The sequence below is a fragment of the Campylobacter sp. RM9331 genome (assembly GCF_020137685.1).
In the GTDB taxonomy this organism is placed as follows: Bacteria; Campylobacterota; Campylobacteria; order Campylobacterales; family Campylobacteraceae; genus Campylobacter_E.
Genome location: NZ_JACGBA010000014.1, coordinates 22282 through 40160 on the forward strand (window position 1 = coordinate 22282; position 17879 = coordinate 40160).

At 28.4% G+C, this 17879-nt stretch carries 14 protein-coding genes; 12 read left to right on the forward strand and 2 right to left on the reverse strand.

Annotation, left to right across the window (positions count from 1 at the left end):
* Positions 1-3 precede the first annotated feature (3 nt).
* From AVBRAN9331_RS06415 to AVBRAN9331_RS06430, 4 genes are all read left to right on the forward strand, one after another.
* The gene (locus tag AVBRAN9331_RS06415) at positions 4-588 is read left to right on the forward strand and encodes a YtxH domain-containing protein (RefSeq protein ID WP_214117811.1); all 585 of its coding nucleotides are present in this window, start codon (positions 4-6) and stop codon (positions 586-588) included.
* Positions 563-2638, forward strand: a complete 2076-nt coding sequence (locus tag AVBRAN9331_RS06420) for a heavy metal translocating P-type ATPase (protein WP_336612649.1) — start codon at positions 563-565, stop codon at positions 2636-2638. The genes AVBRAN9331_RS06415 and AVBRAN9331_RS06420 overlap by 26 nt, the downstream gene beginning before the upstream one ends.
* Positions 2639-2766: 128 nt before the next feature.
* Entirely contained in the window at positions 2767-4140 is a 1374-nt protein-coding gene (locus AVBRAN9331_RS06425; protein WP_239803095.1) for an anaerobic C4-dicarboxylate transporter, read from the forward strand.
* A gap of 63 nt (positions 4141-4203) precedes the next feature.
* Positions 4204-5586, forward strand: a complete 1383-nt coding sequence (locus AVBRAN9331_RS06430) for a sodium-dependent transporter (RefSeq protein ID WP_214119517.1) — start codon at positions 4204-4206, stop codon at positions 5584-5586.
* A gap of 40 nt (positions 5587-5626) precedes the next feature.
* On the opposite strand, the gene AVBRAN9331_RS06435 is transcribed toward AVBRAN9331_RS06430, so the two are convergent.
* The gene (locus AVBRAN9331_RS06435; RefSeq protein ID WP_214117807.1) at positions 5627-5983 is read right to left on the reverse strand and encodes a hypothetical protein; all 357 of its coding nucleotides are present in this window, start codon (positions 5981-5983) and stop codon (positions 5627-5629) included.
* A 187-nt stretch (positions 5984-6170) separates the two neighbouring features.
* Here AVBRAN9331_RS06435 and AVBRAN9331_RS06440 point away from each other — a divergent pair, with 187 nt between their 5' ends.
* From AVBRAN9331_RS06440 to AVBRAN9331_RS06475, 8 genes are read left to right on the forward strand one after another with little or no spacing between them, the layout of a single operon-like run.
* Positions 6171-8252, forward strand: coding sequence for an FTR1 family iron permease (locus AVBRAN9331_RS06440; protein WP_214117806.1), 2082 nt, complete (start codon positions 6171-6173; stop codon positions 8250-8252).
* A complete protein-coding gene (locus AVBRAN9331_RS06445; RefSeq protein WP_214117805.1) occupies positions 8249-8785 on the forward strand; it encodes an iron transporter in 537 nt (178 codons plus the stop codon). Before AVBRAN9331_RS06440 ends, AVBRAN9331_RS06445 begins: the two co-directional genes overlap by 4 nt.
* 59 nt (positions 8786-8844) lie before the next feature.
* A complete protein-coding gene (locus AVBRAN9331_RS06450; RefSeq protein WP_336608336.1) occupies positions 8845-10242 on the forward strand; it encodes a Fe-S-containing protein in 1398 nt (465 codons plus the stop codon).
* Positions 10243-10250: 8 nt separating this feature from the next.
* A complete protein-coding gene (locus AVBRAN9331_RS06455; protein ID WP_214117803.1) occupies positions 10251-11552 on the forward strand; it encodes an ABC transporter permease in 1302 nt (433 codons plus the stop codon).
* Complete coding sequence (locus tag AVBRAN9331_RS06460) at positions 11539-12678, forward strand: ABC transporter permease (protein ID WP_214117802.1); 1140 nt, start codon at positions 11539-11541, stop codon at positions 12676-12678. The genes AVBRAN9331_RS06455 and AVBRAN9331_RS06460 overlap by 14 nt, the downstream gene beginning before the upstream one ends.
* On the forward strand, positions 12679-13329 hold the full coding sequence (locus tag AVBRAN9331_RS06465) for an ABC transporter ATP-binding protein (protein WP_214117801.1): 651 nt from the start codon (positions 12679-12681) through the stop codon (positions 13327-13329).
* Entirely contained in the window at positions 13322-13783 is a 462-nt protein-coding gene (locus AVBRAN9331_RS06470) for a TlpA family protein disulfide reductase (RefSeq protein WP_214119523.1), read from the forward strand. The genes AVBRAN9331_RS06465 and AVBRAN9331_RS06470 overlap by 8 nt, the downstream gene beginning before the upstream one ends.
* Positions 13780-14238 carry a TlpA family protein disulfide reductase gene (locus AVBRAN9331_RS06475; RefSeq protein ID WP_214119525.1) on the forward strand — a complete coding sequence of 153 codons (459 nt, stop codon included), beginning with the start codon at positions 13780-13782 and terminating at the stop codon, positions 14236-14238. The genes AVBRAN9331_RS06470 and AVBRAN9331_RS06475 overlap by 4 nt, the downstream gene beginning before the upstream one ends.
* 161 nt (positions 14239-14399) lie before the next feature.
* On the opposite strand, the gene AVBRAN9331_RS06480 is transcribed toward AVBRAN9331_RS06475, so the two are convergent.
* Positions 14400-17858, reverse strand: coding sequence for an acyl-[ACP]--phospholipid O-acyltransferase (locus tag AVBRAN9331_RS06480; protein ID WP_336612650.1), 3459 nt, complete (start codon positions 17856-17858; stop codon positions 14400-14402).
* Between the last annotated feature and the right edge of the window lie 21 nt (positions 17859-17879).

Genomic DNA, 17879 nt, shown 5'->3' on the forward strand with positions numbered 1-17879 from the left:
ATTATGCTTACATCAAATAGGGTTCCGAGTGATCATTTATTAAGCTCTAGTCTTAATAATTTTTTTACAACTCAAGATTTAAAAGCAAGTTTAAAGGTAGGAGTTACTAGCTATTTTGCAATTAAAACAAGCAATGATATAGCTAGGAAAGATTATAAAAACGCAATAGTTTCTGGAATTAGTGGAATTTTAATTAATCAATTTTTAGGAGAAAATAAAATGACAAATAATAATAATCCATATTTAAACAATAATCAAAATTACAATGTTAATCAAGGATATAACAATCAAAATTATTCTTATAATCCATATTTAAATAATGTTTCAAACAATAATTTAAATAATACTGCAAACAACAATCAAAATACAGGCTTTTTAAGTTCGCTAACAACTCAAGGAACAGGGCTTTTTGGCTCTCCTTTAGTAAAAGGAATTTTAATTGGTGCTGCGGTTACTTATTTATTAAGCAATAAAGATGCAAAAGATACTTTAGCAAAAGGTGTTGCAAAAATTCAAAGTTTTGCTAGTGCTGCTATTGAAGAATTTAAAGAGCAAGTAGAAGATGCAAAAGCTTCAATGCAAGAATAATTGTAAGGTTATTCATCACTCTAAAAATCGTCTTAGAATTAGGCTAAATACGCTTAATAATCTAAGCGATAATCATTTATTAGTAAGTGAGTTTAATCTTAATTTTTCTGGTGTTTTTGTAAGTGTTAATAATGCTTCAAAAAGCTTAGTTTTTACAAGTTCAAAAGAAATTGATAATAATTTAGCTCAAAAAATATTAGATTTTTTTAGCACTTATGAAATTAAGCAATTAAAAAAAGCAAAAGAAACTCCAAGTAAGGCTATGATTTATTCATCTATTTTAGCTTTAGCAAATAGCTATAAAACAAGCCCTATTTATGATGGTTTTGTTTCTAGTGCAACTGCATTGCCTTTATTAAAAGAAGGAACTTTAGAACTTATTGAAAATGGTTTAACTTCAAAAGTATTAGAAGCAGCAGCGGTAGGAGTTTCTTTATATAGAAAAGATTATAAAGCAGCAAATAGCACTAATTTAATGCTAAATATTGGCGAATATATTGAAGAAAGCGTAGTAGCAAAAAGTGATGATTTGATAAAAGAACTAGCAAAACCACAAATAACTCACGCTTGGGTAGAAGTTAATCAAGAGCTTGTTAAAAAAAGTGCAAAAGATTTGGTAGTAGGGGATATTGTAGTGGTATCTCAAGGAGATAATATAGCAGTTGATGGTTATATTGTTGATGGGATTGCTAGTATTAATCAAGTTTCTATGACAGGAGAAGCCCAAGCAGTTACTAAAAGTCGTGGAGATAGGGTTTTAAGTGGAACCGTGATAGTTGAAGGTCGTATTAAAATATGGGCTGAAAGCGTTGGAGAAAATACATCAACGGCTAAGATTTTACATTATATGAAAGATTGCTTAGAAGAAAAATCAAAAATAGGGCAAAAAGCTTATAAATTAGCAGATAGTTTAGTGCCTGTTACTTTAGGACTTGCTGGACTTGCATATTTATATAAAGGAAGTGCAGCGATGGCTAGTGTGCTTCAAGCTGATTATTCTTGTGCTTTAAAACTAGCAACTCCTGTGGCATTTAAAAGTGCTATTTCTTATGCAGGAAGAAGACAGATATTGCTTAAAGGTAGCACAGCTTTAGAGAATTTAAGCTCGGTTGATACTTTTGTATTTGATAAAACAGGCACATTAACTTATGGAGATTTAAAAGTTGAAAGCGTTCATGTATTTAGTCCAAAATATGATGAAAAAACCTTACTAAATCTTAGTGCAAGTGCAGAAGAGCATTATTTTCACCCTGTTGCAGAAGCTATAGTAAAGGCTGCTAAAGAGCGTGGATTTTCTCATATTAATCACGGAGAAGTGGAGTTTATAGTAGCACACGGCGTTAAAACTAGCATTGATAATGAAGAAGTAATAATTGGCTCAAGGCACTTTTTAGAAGATGATGAAGGTGTTGATTTTTCTAGGGCTAATGCAAATATTAAAGAGCTTTTAGATAAAGGCTTAACTCTTTTATATGTAGCAAAATCTAAAGAATTATTAGGCGTAATTGCTATGAAAGATGAAATTAGAAGCAATGCTAAAGAAGTCTTAGCAAAGCTTAAGCAAAACGGCGTAAAAGAATTAGTAATGCTAACAGGCGATATTGAAAGTAGGGCTTTAGAAGTTGCAAAAGAACTTGGAATTGATAAGGTTTATGCAGAGCTTTTACCACAAGATAAAGCAAATATTTTAGCTAGTTTAAAAGCACAAGGCAAAAAAGTAGCCTTTATAGGCGATGGTATAAACGACGCTCCGTCGTTAGTTCAGGCTGATGTTGGAATTTCTATGCAAAAAGGTGCTGATTTAGCAAAAGCTAGTGCTGATATTGGATTACTAAGAGATGATTTTGCTTGTATTTTAGAAGCAAAAGTTATAGCTAATGAAACTATGAAAAAAATTGATAAAAACTTTAGCACAACGGTATGGGTTAATTCATTCATATTAGGTGCTGCAACACTTGGTTTATTAAGCCCAGCAGCTACTGCATTTGCTCATAATGGCACAACTATTGGCTTATTGGCTAATGCTATAAAACATAAGCAATTATTTTAAATTATATTAGGAATTTGATTTTAAATTCCTAATTTTTCTTTTTAATTATTCTTTAAAATTTAAATCTTTTAATTTTTATAAAACATTAAAATAATTATGTGTAAAATTGGCATTTTAAAGGAGTTAAAATGAAAAACAAATATGTTTGGATTGTTGTAGCGATTTGCTTTTTGCTTTTTGCAAATGTTGTTGGATTTTTGGATTTAGCCATAGTTTTAGCGGCTATATTTTTAGGTGTTAGACTTGGTGGAATTGCGATTGGCTATACTGGTGGGATTGGAGTTATTTTATTAGGTATTTTGTGTGGTATAAAACCAGGCGAAATTCCAACTTCGGTAATTTTAATCATTATGTCAGTAATTGCAGCAATTTCGGCTATGCAATTAGCAGGTGGACTTGATTATTTGGTGCATATTGCTGAAAAAATACTTAGGAAAAATCCTAAAAAAATCAATTATTTAGCTCCTAGTATTACTTATTTTTTAACTATTTTAGCAGGGACAGGGCATACTGCGTTTTCTATGATACCAGTAATTGTTGAGGTTGCAAAAGAGCAAAATATTAAGCCAAAAGCTCCACTTAGTCTTGCAGTTGTATCAAGTCAAATAGCAATTACTGCAAGTCCTGTTAGTGCAGCTGTTGTTTATCTTAGTGGTGTGCTTGAGCCTTTTGGGTATTCTTATTTAACATTATTAAGCATTTGGATAGGTAGCACTTATTTAGCTTGTATGCTTAGTGCGTTTTTGGTAACTAAGTTTTCAAATCTTGATTTAAGTTCTGATGAGTATTATCAAGAATTACTTAAAAAAGGTGAAATAGCAAAAAAACAAAGCACTCAAAAAGAGATTATTAAAGGTGCTAAGACTAGCGTTGCGATTTTTGTTATTGGCGTTTTAGCTGTTGTTTGTTATGCGACTTATATTTCAGGCTTAAAAGCTGATAAGATAATTATCCCAAGAGATAGTGCTATTATGTGTGTAATGCTTAGCATTGCTACTTTTATTGTATTAAGCACTAAAATCAATACTTCAAAAATCATTGAAACAAGTGTATTTAAGAGCGGTATGAATGCTTGTGTTTGTGTTTTAGGTGTTGCGTGGCTAGGAGATACTTATGTAAGCGCTCATAGTAATGAAATAAAAGAATTTGCTAAAGGCTTAGTAGAACAATATCAATTCTTATTAGCTTTTGCCTTTTTCTTTGCTAGTATGCTTTTATATTCTCAAGCAGCAACTGCTAAAGCAATAGTTCCATCAGTAATTGTTGCACTTGCATTAAATGAAAACCCAGAAAACGCAAAAATAATCATCGCTTCTTTTGCAGCAGTTTCAGCACTCTTTGTGTTACCAACTTACCCAACATTACTTGGTGCGGTTGGAATGGATGATACAAAAACTACTAGGATAGGAAAGTATGTATTTAACCATTCTTTCTTTATTCCAGGCGTTTTAATGATTGCTTTAAGCGTTGCTTTAGGATTTTTATTTGTAAAATTTATTTAAAAAAACTTGAAATTATCATTATTTTTTGTATAAAATGTATCCTTTTTCAAAAAAGGATACATTATGAAACGACTTACTTGGAGTAATAGACTTACATATATTTTAACCGTTGCAGGTGCTACTATTGGATTTGGAGCTACTTGGAGATTTCCTTATATGGTAGGAGAAAATGGTGGTGGTGCTTATGTTTTATTATTTATAATAGCTATGTTTTTAGTCGGTGTTCCTATTATCTTAGTAGAAAATATAATAGGCAGAAGAATGCATAAAAATAGCGTTGATTGTTTTAGTAAAAAATGGCAATTTGTTGGGTATTTAGGGCTATTTGGAAGCTATGCGATTATGGCTTATTATATGGTTTTAGGTGCTTGGGTAATTAGCTATATTGTCAATATTATTATGTCTATGTTTAATTTAGGCGGGCTTGATTTAACTTCAGTAATTACAGCAGAGCAAACTAGCTTACATTATCAAAAAAATATAGAAAATGACCCTTTAATGATAGGAATTTATACATTTATTTTTGTATTTATTAATTGGATTATTTTAAGGCGTGGAGTTATTGATGGAATTGAGCGTTCTGTTAAGTATCTAATGCCGCTTTTGTTTTTATGTCTTATTGCTATGGTTATTAGAAATGTTACTTTAGATGGGGCAATTGAAGGGATTAAGTTTTATTTATATCCTGATTTTAGCAAGATTACACCTAGTATATTTTTATATGTTATAGGACAAGTATTTTTTGCTTTATCGCTTGGATTTGGGGTTATGATTACATTATCAAGTTATCTTGATAAAGGCGAGGATTTATTAAAAACAGCAATTATTACAGGTATTGTAAATACTCTTGTAGCGGTTTTAGCAGGATTTATGATATTTCCTTCTTTATTTTCTTTTGGATTAAGTCCTGATGCTGGTCCATCATTAGTATTTAAAACCTTGCCAATAGTGTTTTCTCATATGCATTTTGGGGATTTCTTTGCTATAGTGTTTTTTATTTTATTATTAACAGCTGCACTTACTACGAGTTTGCCTATTTATCAAGTAATTATTTCTGTATTAGAAGAAAAATTTAAAATCTCAAAAAATACAGCGATTAATTTAGTTTTAGGTGGAATTTTTATATTAGGAAATATTCCTGCTTTATTAAGTTATGGAGTGCTTGATAATGTTTTAATTTATGGAAGAAATATTTTTGATACATTTGATTTTATTAGTGGAAATATTTTATTTGTAATTACAGCTTTACTTTGTGTAATTTATGTTGCTTTTGTTTTAGGTAAAGATGAAGCTTTAAGAGAAATTAGCAATAATTATGAACTTAAAAATCCACTTTATAAAGCTTGGTTTTATTATATAAAATATTTTATTCCTATTGTAATTATTGTAATTTTTATAAGTGGTTTTGAGAATTTAAAATCATATATTTTGGGATTTTTTAATTAAATATTTTACGATTTAGCATTAGCTAAATCGTAAGTATAAATTATTTTTTGTTTTCTACTTTTTCTTTTTTGTTGTGTTTTGATTTTTTAGCTTCTTTACTTTTTTTATTTTTCTTAGCTTCTTTTTTTGCCTTTTTAATTTCTTCTTTTGTTTGTTTTACTTCTTCTTTAACTACTTCTTTTTTTTCTTCTACTTTATCGCTAACTTGTTTTACCACTTCTTCTTTAGCTTTTACTTCTTCTACTACCTTTTGCTCACTTTTTTCTAATATTTTTTCAGCTTTTGCGCCATTAATACATTCAGCACTTTTGCAATCTAAAACATCAACTGCAGGAATTTCAGCAGCACATAAATTAAGGCCTATAAAGGCAACTAATGACAAACATACTTTTTTCATTTTTATCTCCTTTTAAAAAAGTCGCGAAATTGTAGGAGCGAATTATTAAAAATGGTTAATAAGAATAAATTATTTTTATCAACATTAATTCTAATTGATAATAATGAAAAAAATAATAAGTATCATTTAGATTTTATTTATTTATAACTCATACAATAATGAGTAAAATTATTATAAAGGTTATCTTGTGAAAAAAATATTTTTGCTTATTTTTGCTATTTGTATATCTTTAATAGCTAGAGATGATGTTGATTATTTCAAGGAAAAAGATTTAATTATAGAAAAGCTAAATAAAGGTTTAGAAGCCTATAAAAAAGGTGATGCAAAAACTGCAAGACAACTTGCAAGTGAAGCTTATTTTCAACATTTTGAAAATATGGAAGGTCCTATTGGAAGAAATATTGGTAGAAAAGGCTATTTGATGGAGAGAAAATTTACCAATCTTCGTGGTTATTATGGGCGTGGAGAAAATATAGGCAAAATTGAAGCTTTAATAGATGGTTTGATATTTGATTTAGAAGAAGTAACGCCAGTTATACAAAATGGCTTTAAAATAGTTGCAGTAGCATCTGATCCAAATTATGATAAAGCAAAAGCTGAAATGAATGCAAGAGAGAATTTGTTAAAAACTTGCATTGAAGGTGAGATGATGTTTGGAGCAGATGAAAATAGTGCAAAAACTAAATGTGAAGAACAAAAAGCAGCAGAATTAGCCCATCTTAGCAAAGAAGCAAGTGGAGAAATCACAAAACCAACTATGCAAAAAGAAGTTTATGATAGTTTAGAAGACCTTCAAGCAGCAGCTGCGATTGACCCGAAATTACAATATGTATATGATTTATTAAGTGAGAAATTTGACGAAGCTATTCAATACAATAAGCAAGGAGAATTTACAAAAGCAGCTGATACAATTGGCGTTGCAAGAGAAGAAATATATATAAATACAAATATTGAAATTCTAATAAATGCAACAAAAAATCTTAATATGAGAAGCAAGTTAAGAAGTTTTGGCAGTGATATTCGCGAAGGAAAAGTAACTGAAAGCGATATGAGAGCTAGAAGTGAAGAGATATTAGATTCTATATTTGATGTAATGACTAAAATAGATGCTAGTAATTTAGATAAATTAAAATTAGTTGGATATGTTGATGAGACTAAGAATGTAGATTATACTCAAGTTGCAACTGATATTAAAATAGCTTTAAATAAAATAGTTCAAGACTATGAAACAATGGGAGAAAAAGCAAGTATTGATGCTCTTCAAAATATATATTTAGATATTTTTGAAGCAAAAGGAATGGAGAGTAAAATTGGTGCTGTTAATTCAAATATAAAGCTTGAAATAGAAGCAAAATTTACTAAAGGAACAGCACTAATTAAAAGTAAGGCTTCTAAAGATGAGTTAATTGCTAATTTTGATGAGTTAAACAAATTAATTGAAAGTCAGTTAGATAAAATCAATGATACAAGTGTTTGGTTTTTATTTATATCATCACTTACTATTATTTTAAGAGAAGGTTTAGAAGCTTTAATAATAGTAGTTGCAATAATTTCATATATTATTCAAAGCGGTAATAAAGACAGATTAAATATAGCTTATTCAGCACTTGGTAGTGGTGTTGTTTTATCATTTATCACTGCTTTTATAGTTTCATATTTTATTAAAAATTCAGGACAAAGTAGAGAGCTAATAGAAGGTGTAACAATGCTAATTGCTGTTGTTTTATTATTTTATGTTGGCTTTTGGCTACTTAGTAATGCAAGAAATAAAAAATATGCAAGTAATTTAAAAGAGCAAGCAAGATTAGCTATTACAAATGGCAGTGCTAAAACATTATGGTGGACCGTGTTTTTAGCAGTATTTAGAGAAGGTGCTGAAACAATATTGTTTTATCAAGCATTATTGATTGATTCTGGTTCTAGTGCTGGACTTAGTGCTGTTTTAGGTGGTTTAGCTCTTGGTATTGTTATATTAGTAGTTTTATATTTCTTACTTAAAGCTGGTGCAATTAGAATTCCTATAAAACAATTTTTCTTAATAACCTCAATTATTATTTTTTATATGTGTTTTGCTTTTACAGGCAAAGGGATTATGGAACTTGTTGAGGGCAAGGTCTTAACTCCACATCTCATACCAATGCAATTTGAAAGCATTACTTGGTTAGGATTATATCCTTATTATGAGAGCTTAATTTTACAGGCAATAATCCTCGTCCTATTAATAGGAGGAGTTGTTTATATGCAAATCAAATCAAAGGAGAAACAATGAAAAAATCATTGCTTAGTTTAGTAGCAGGTGCTTTTTTAGCGTCTTCAGTGTTTGCAGGAGAAGTTGAAATTCCTACAATTGATGGTGCAGAAAGCTATAAATTACACGGAATGGAAATAGCAGCTGTGTATCTTCAACCAATTGAAATGGAACCAAGAGGTATTGATTTAGCAGCGTCTTTAGCTGATATTCACTTAGAAGCTGACATTCACGCTCTTAAAGAAAATCCAAATGGTTTTCCTGAAGGTTTTTGGATGCCATATCTTACAATTGGCTATAAATTAACTAACCTTGATAATGGTAAAACAAAAGTTGGAAAACTTATGCCAATGGTAGCTGATGATGGTCCTCACTATGGTGCAAATATTAAAATGGATACAGGAATTGGTAATTATGAATTAGAATTTGTAATTGATAATCCTGAAAAACAAGGTTTTGGTCGCCACGTAGATAAAGAAACAGGTGTTGGCGAGTGGTTTGATACATTTAACGTTAAATACAAATTCAAATACACAGGAACACCTGATAAATAAAACTTAAAATATAGAAAGCTTAGGCTTTCTATAAAAAATATACAAAAATAAGGACAATAATGAGTATATATTTTGTGCATATATTTTTAGAGTGCTTTTTAGTTAGTTTTTTTACAGCTTTTTATGCTAAAAATTCATCATTAAAATTAAATATTATTTTTACTTTAGTTGGTTTTATTTTTGGATATATTTTATTTTATATATTCCACTATGAAAAAGTAGATAGAATAGGAGTATTAACAGCTAATATAATTTTATTAGTTACTTTATTTTTTAGCTTAATTAAATTAGTAATTTTTAAAAATAATTCTTTATTTGCTTATATATTAAGCTTTTTTATATCTTTAGCAGCTTCTTTAAAATACTTTTTATTATCAGTTGCTTATCCTATATTTTCATCAAGTTTGTTAGATACTCAAGGGATTTTAAATTTTGGCTTTATTTTATTAGCTATTTTTATTTGTATTATTTTTTATATTAATTTTCTTTTTGCTAATTCAAATTCATTTTCAAAATCAAGAATTTGTATTTATATAATTTTTGCAATTATGTTTTTAAATACTGCTTTTGCTGAGATTATGTATTATCTAATTAGAATTGGAGTTAGTGATAGCTCTATTTTGCTTAGTTATATTACTAAGAGTAGATATTATGCCGAGTTTTATTATTATATCTGCTTGATTTTAGGTATTATTTATGTTGGCACTTGCTTAAAAAATAGACCAAAATATAGAGAAAAAGCTTGTGATTTTGACATAGAATATAGAAAAAATATCGCAAAAACTTTTAGTATAAATTCTCATTTTACTATTCATTTTATATTAAGTATTAGTGCTGCTTTAGTTATGTTATTTTATGATTTAGTAGATTCTAAACCTATTCAAGTTGATGAGCCAAAAATCATTACTCCTAAAAATAAAGATTATTTTGAATTTGATGCTAAAGATATTCAAGATGGTAAATTATATCGCTATGCTTATATTTCTAGCTCTGGTAAGGAAATTAGATTTTTTATAATTAATCGCCACGCAGGTAAGCAAACTCCTGTAGTAGTATTTGATGCTTGTAGTATTTGTGGGGATAATGGCTATGTTATGAAAAATAATGAATTATTATGTGTAGCTTGTAATGTTAGGATATTTTTACCTAGCGTAGGTAAAGAAGGTGGTTGCAATCCAATTCCTTTAAAATTTGAAGTTATTAACGATAAGATAATTGTGAAAGTAAAAGATATATTAGGTGGGGAAAACTATTTTAGTAAAGTAGTTGAAATGCAAGTTCAAGACCCAGTAAATAAAGAAAAATTTCTAAACACAAAAGCTAAGAAAACCTATATTTATAATGGTATTAGTTATTATTTTAATTCTATTGAAAGTTATCAAGAATTTAAAAAAGACCCATCAAAATTTGTAAGCTCAAGTGATAAAGCTTTATTTTTGATTGAAAGAAGAAGTTAGGAGTAAAAATGTTTTTAAGAATAGTAAAAAAATCAATTTTAGGCAATCCTATTCAAAAATTATTAAGTTTTGCGACTATTTTTTTAGCTTGTTTGCTCCTTGCTTGTATGCTTAATATAACTCTTGGGGTTGGCAATCAGCTAGGAAAAGAGCTAAGAAATTATGGAGCAAATATTAGTGTTTTACCACAAGGCTCATCTTATAGTATTGAAGTTGGTAATAAAAGCTTTAAATTACAAAGCGAAAGTAAATTCCTAAATCTTGATGATTTGAGAAAAATTAAAGATATTTTCTGGTCAAATAATATAACAGCAATAGCTCCATTTAAACAACGCCAAGTAGAATTTCAAGGCAAAAAAATCAGTATCTTAGGCACATATTTTAACAAAGAATTAGTCATAGAACAAGATAAATTTGGTAATAAAACCGTGGTATTTGATACTGGATTTTTATCTCTTTTACCTTTTTTAAAGACTGATTTAAATTTTGTAAATGATAATAGTTTAGAAAATGAAGTAAATATAAGTGAAAAATTAGCAAATTCTTTAAATCTTAAAGCTAATGATACTTTTAAAGTGCTTATAAATGATAAAGAAGTAGAGTTAAAAGTAGTTGGTATTGTGAGTAATTTGGGTGATTATGAAGATAAAATTTTAATTAATATAGATAGATTAAATGATATTTTAAATGAGCCAAATACTTATGAAAGAGCAGAAGTATCAGCTCTAACAATTCCAGAAAATGACATAGCTCATAGGGCAAGATATGATATAAAGAGTTTAAATCAAGTGGAATTTGATAATTGGTATTGCACGGCTTTTGTAAGCTCTATTGCATATCAAATTGAAGAAAATTATAAAGGAGCAAGTGCAAAAGCTGTTAGTAAAGTAGCAGATGCTGAAAGCTCTATCGTTAAAAAAATTCAAGGTCTAATGGGAATTATTTTTATCATATCTTTAATTGTCGCAAGTATTGCAGAAGCGTCTTTAATAAATAGTGATGTTTATAGAAGAAAAAAAGAAATAGGTTTGTTTAAAGCATTAGGCGCTAGTAATTTACAAGTTTATTTGGTTTTTGCGATTGATTATTTGTTTGTTAGTTTAATTGCTAGTATTTTTGGTGCTGTGTTTGGATTTTTTGTAAGTGATATTATATCTTATAGCATTTTTTCTCATAGTATTGAATATAACTTCATAATTATATTTATTTGTATGTTTTTTGCTAGTTTGGTGGCTTTACTTGGCTCATTAATAGCTACTAAGAATTTTGTAAATCTTGAAATAGTTGAGGTGTTATATGAGCGTAAATAACTTTTTTTTCACACAAGTTAAAAAGAGTATAGTTTTTTCAAAACAAAGATTAATAATAGTTTTAATATCAATTTTTATAGGAACTTGCGTTACTAATGCTTTTTTAAATATATATTTTGATATTGACAATAAAATGAGTAAAGAGCTTAAAAGTTACGGGGCAAATATGCTAATTAGTTCTAAAAGTGATGATTATTTAGATATTAAAGAAGCTAATTTGATTAAATCAAAAATTAGTAAAGACAAATTATTAGCTTATTCTCCTTATTTATACTTTAGCCCTGTTTTTTCTACAAGGCAATTAATAGTAGCTGGGGTTGATTTTGATGAATTTAAAAAAATCAATAAGTTTTTATTAGTTAAAAAAGGTAGCCTAAGTCAAAGCGAATATTCAAAAGATAATAGTATTTATTTAGGTATAGACTTAGCAAATACGCTAAAAAAAGACATAAATCAAAAACTACCTTTAACAATAGTAAAAAATGGTATTCCTTATGAGAAAACTTATATTATAAAAGGGATTTTTTCTACTGGAGATGAGATTGATGCTATGGCTTTTATCAATTTAAATTCCGCTAAAGATTTATCAGGTATTAATGATAAATATTCTTATGTATCTTTAATAGTTGATGATGATTTTGAAAACCTATCAGAGCTTAGCAAAATAGCAGTAAGCAATAATGCAGAATTAAAACCAATTTTAAGTGTTAGTTTAAAAGAAGGAGCAATTTTAGAAAAAATAAAAGGTCTTATGTTTTTGATTTCTATTGTTATTTTAATAATTAGCTCAACAAGTGTTAATACAACTCTTAGTTCAATTATTTTTTCAAGAAAAAAAGAAATAGCCTTGCATTTAGCTCTTGGGGCTAGTTTTAAAGATATAGCAAAATTATTTGCTTATGAAGTATTTATTTTAGCTGTTGTTTCATCTTTATTGGGCACTATTGGTGGGTATTTTTTAGCACAGATTTTAGGCAATATTATTTTTAATGCTAGTATAGATTTTAGATTAAGTGCTTTTGTACTTTCAATTTTTATATCATTATTTTTTGCATCATTTGCTGCGTATTTTCCGATAAAAAAAGCATTGCAAATAGATATAGTAGGTAATTTAAGAGGAGAATAAATGAGTATTATTAAGGTTAGTAATTTACATAAAAGATTTGATAAAGCCCATGTTTTAAAAGGTCTTAATTTTGAATTAAATCAAGGTCGTTGGCTTAGTATTGTAGGTAAGAGTGGTAGTGGAAAAACTACGCTTTTAAATATTTTATCATTGCTTGATAATGCAAGTGAAGGCGAATACTTTTTAGATGGTATTAATGTAACTCATTTAAGTGAAGCTGATAAACAAAGAATAAGAAGAGAAAAAATAGGGCTTATTTTTCAACAATTTCATTTAATACCTTATTTAAGCGTATTAGAAAATGTTATGCTAGCTCAATATTATCATTCAAGTATTGAAGAAAATGATGCTAAGAAAATCTTAGATAAAGTAGGATTGTTAGATAGATTAGAGCATTTACCTAGCGAATTAAGTGGTGGTCAGCAACAACGCCTTTGCATAGCTAGAAGTCTTATTAATAATCCAAATATTTTATTAGCTGATGAGCCTACTGGCAATCTTGATGAAGAAAATGGAGAAATAGTTTTAGATATATTTAAAAAATTAAGAAGCGAAGGCAAGACAATTATATTAATTACTCACAATCCTGACTTGGCTAAAAATGGAGATGAGATAATTACTATTAAAGATGGACTTATAGTGAATGAATAAAATTCTAATAGTTTTAATACTTTTGTTTTTTGTATCTTGCGAAGATAATAAGTTAGTATTAAATAAACAAGCTCCTAATATTCTTGCAAAAACTACAGCTTTAAATAAAATAGAGTTAAAAAGACAAGGTATAGAATTGATAGAATTTTGGCAAAATGGTTGTGCTGCTTGTCTTAAAGTAATGGCTGGATTAAATGAATTTGCGAATGAAAATAATATTAGTATCTATGCAATTAATTCTATTGATGATTTAAATACTATTAAAAAACACGAATTAGAACACCAATATTCAAATATGATTTTTTTAAAAGATGAAGAAGACATTAGCTGGAGTAGGTATGATATTTTTGCTGTGCCGACTTTATTTATTTTAAAAGATGGAGTTTATGTGGATAAAGTATTAGGCGATAGAAGTTTGGAATTTTTAACTAATAAGATTAAGGAATATTTATGAGATTTTTTCTAGCAATTTTCATATTTTTACTTTGTGCTTGTAAAGATGAAGCAATGTTAGCTTTAAATTCAAAAGAGCCAATACATTTAAGTTATAGTGCGAAAGAACAAGCATTAAAGGGATTAAATGAGCCTTTTATGTTGTTTTTTTACACAAAGGATTGCGGTGTATGTGCTAAACAAATTCCTATCTTAAATGAGCTTAGTAAGGATTATAAAATTATTGCTGTATTAGGTGGTATGAGAGATTATGATATGGCAAAAGAAAGTTTAAAAGGTGTTACATTTGCTACTATTTATGAGAGTTTAGATGTTGAGTATTTAAGCAATGTAGTAGGTGGTGTTTGGGGTGTGCCTGCTATGTTTATTTACGATAAAGATGGAAAAATGGTTAAAAAATTTATATCACTTACTCCAAAATCTGTCTTAGAAAATGAATTAAATATGTTGATTTAATATTAAAAACGCATAAATAAAACTTAAAATATTTTGCATCTCAAAATAATTAAGAATTTCATTTGATACTTTAATATTCAAAAATTAGCAAAACTTTAATTAGTATTACAAAACTAAAAGGTTTAGAGTTTAAGTTACTCTTCCTTTTAGTATAAATTTTATTAATTGTTTTCTAAAATACTTTTAGCTAGGGCTTTTGCTTCTTTATAATCTACTTTTCCACTGCCTAATAATGGAATTTCTTTTATCAAAATATATTTACTAGGTTTATAAATTGCTAGTATTTCGCTTTGTTTTATTAAATCTACAAAATAATCAAATTTTTCTTCACTACATTCAATTAATAAAACTACCATCTCGCCTTTTTTATCATCTTCTAAAGAAGTAGAGCAGAGTTTTACTTCATCATTATTAATCACTTTAGCAACTTCGCTTTCAACAAGTCCTAAAGAAATCATCTCTCCACCAATTTTTGCAAACCTTGAATATCTATCTACAATGTATAAAAATCCATCTTCATCTAAATGTCCCTTATCCCCTGTGTTATACCATCTAATGCCGTCTATTTCTTTTATAACTTCGGCAGTTTTTTCAGGATTATTTAAATATCCTTGCATTACTTGGTGTCCGCCTATTAAAATAAGTCCATCTTCGTTTGCTTTTAATTCTTCATAGCTTAGTGGATCAACTATTCTAATAGCAGTGCCAGGTAAAGGCATACCTACGCTTTTATCTTTATTTGCTCTATGTAGTTGCCAATATGTGCTATCAAATTTATTAGGTAAATTCACACTTGCAACAGGCGTTGTCTCGGTAGCTCCGTAACCTTCGTAAATATTTTTTTTGAACTTTAGCTCAAAAGCTGATTTAATCTCGGGCTTTAATTTTTCAGCACCTGCAACTACAATTCTAAGGCTATCAAACATAATTTCATCTATTTTTTTATTTCTTGCATAAATTCCTAAAAATGTAGAAGTTGCACACATAATGCTAACATTATTTTTTACTATAGTTTTTGCAACGCCTAAAGCATCGGTAGGGTCAGCGCAAGTTGCACTTTTTATCCCTTCTATTAAAGGCATAAAGGTAGTAACGGTTAGTCCAAATGCGTGAAATGGCGGTAAAGATGAGAGTATTACATCATCATCTTTTGCACAAATTATGCTAGAAATTGAAGCAATATTGCTTAAAATATTTTTATGGCTTAACATAACTCCTTTAGGCATTCCTTCGCTACCACTACTAAATAAAATCGCAGCTGTTTTTTCATTGCTTAAATTCTTAGTAAATAAGGCTTGTAATATAAAGCTAGGCAAGATACTTATTAAAAAGAGTTTAAAGATAATATCTAACTTTTCTTTTTTTATTGCTTTTATTAAATCTTCTAAATAAATGATATTTACATTTTCTAATTCTAATTTAAAGCCTTTATTTTCTAGCTTTTCTAAGAATTTAGATGATGTATAAATATGCTTTATATTTGCACTTTCTTTTGCTTGATTGATTGCTTTTATTCCTGCGGTGTAATTTAGATTTACTATGGTTTTTCCAGCAAATAAACTAGCTAGATTTACAAGCGTTGAAGCAAATGAAGCAGGTAATAATATGCCTATATTTTCATCGTTAGGGATTTTTTTACTAAGTACTAGGCTTAATGCTAGGAATTTTTTGTAGCTTATATCTCCTGCTAAAGGGTCGTTTATCGCTATATTTTGTGAGTATTTTTTAGCACTTAGGATAAAGGCTTTTTCTATTGTTTTTAGATTATCGCTTTGAGTTTTTGTAGCTAAGAATGATAGTTCAAACACTTTAGCTTTTACTAATTCTTTACTTGAATGTATGCTAAGGGCTGTTCCGAATGCTATTGCTATTTCTCTTTTACCGATTTTTTTATTTCTTAAATTGTATTCTTCATCACTTCTTGAAAACGAACTACCCCAAAGCCCGTGGATATAAAAAGGAATTATAATCCCATCATCTTCGCTTAAATCCTTGCACGCTAATTCAAATCCACTTTTAAATTCATTTAAATGTCCGTGTCTTGAGAGAGTTCCTTCAGGGAAAATACAAACAATTTCGCCTTTTTTGATATAAGTTGCAATTAATTCTAAGGCTTCTTTACTTGCAGCAGAGCTTACAGGGATTACTCCAAAATGCTTTATAAACATTCTAATATACCATTTTTGATAGTATTTTCTCTCCATTACAAAATGCACTTTTTTAGGGATTGCCATTTGTATAATAGCCCAGTCAATAAAGGAAATATGATTGCCTAATAATAGCACTCCTTTATTTTGTGGGATATTTTCAAACCCTGCTACTAATAATCTATATTTTTGATAAAAAGCAAGGCTTACTATTATTCTTACTAAAGAAAAAGGCAGTTTTATTAATACATAAAAAGAGCCTAAAAAACTCACAACTACAATGAAATAAAACAAATATAAAACATCAATTTCTAAATAAGCAAAAAAAGTAGCAAGTATTACAAAACTTAGCATAAAAATATTTTGAATAAAATTATTTCCTGCTAAGACTATACCTAATTCATTTTCTTTAGCATTAAATTGTATTAAAGAATTAAGAGCGATTGTAAATATTGCCCCAGATATGCCAAATATAAAAAATACAAGTGCAAAGGCAAATAAATTATTAAGAAAGCTTATTAATAATGAGCTTAAAAATAATCCTAAAGCACCAAGCGGGATAAGCCCTAATTCAATGTAGTTTTTAGAAAATCTACCTGCAATTATTGAACCTATAATAACGCCTATTGCACTAGCTGCCATTACGCCTTGCACATAAAAGGTGTTTAATTCATTTAGATGAAACTTAGCAAATACAGGAAAAGATACTAAATATAATTGAGAAATAGCCCAAAAGAAGGCAATTCCTATTATACATAGCCAAATTACTTTATTTTGAAATATTAAGCTAAGGTTGTTTTTAAGCAAAACTCCTTTTAAATAATCGTTTTTATTGAATGCTAAATTAGAATTTTCGCTTTTAACCTGCGGTAATTTAGACGCTAAAATAAATTCTAAAACACTAAAAGCTACTAGTAATAAGCCTAGTGGAGCTACTTGAGTTAATATATCCTTACTCGTGCTAAACTCGTTTAATAATAATTCAAAACCTAAAGAAAATACAAGCATTCCACACAAAATAGCCACAATACTAACAGCATTTATAGCACCATTTCCCATAGCAAGTTGCTTGATACCAACTAGCTCTTTAATATAACCATATTTAGCAGGAGAATATAAGGCTGATTGAATACCCATAATAAGCGTCATTATAAAGGCCAGATAAAAATAACCATTGTAATAACTAAAACAAATGATTGATACTAAAAATATATTTGCTAAAGCAGTTATTTTCATAACTTTATTTTTAGGATATTTATCAGCTAGAAATCCTGATATTGAAAAGCTAAAAATATAAGGTAATAAAATCAAGGCATTAATAATTGCGGTTAAAAATAATTGCGTGCTGCCATCATAAATCTTATAAACCGTGTTTTGAATAATGATTTTATGTCCTAAATCAACAAAAGCATTCAAAAACCCAACTAATAAAAATGCGATTATTCCATTGATTTTTAAAAAATCGTTTCTCATTTATAACTCCTAAGAAATAAT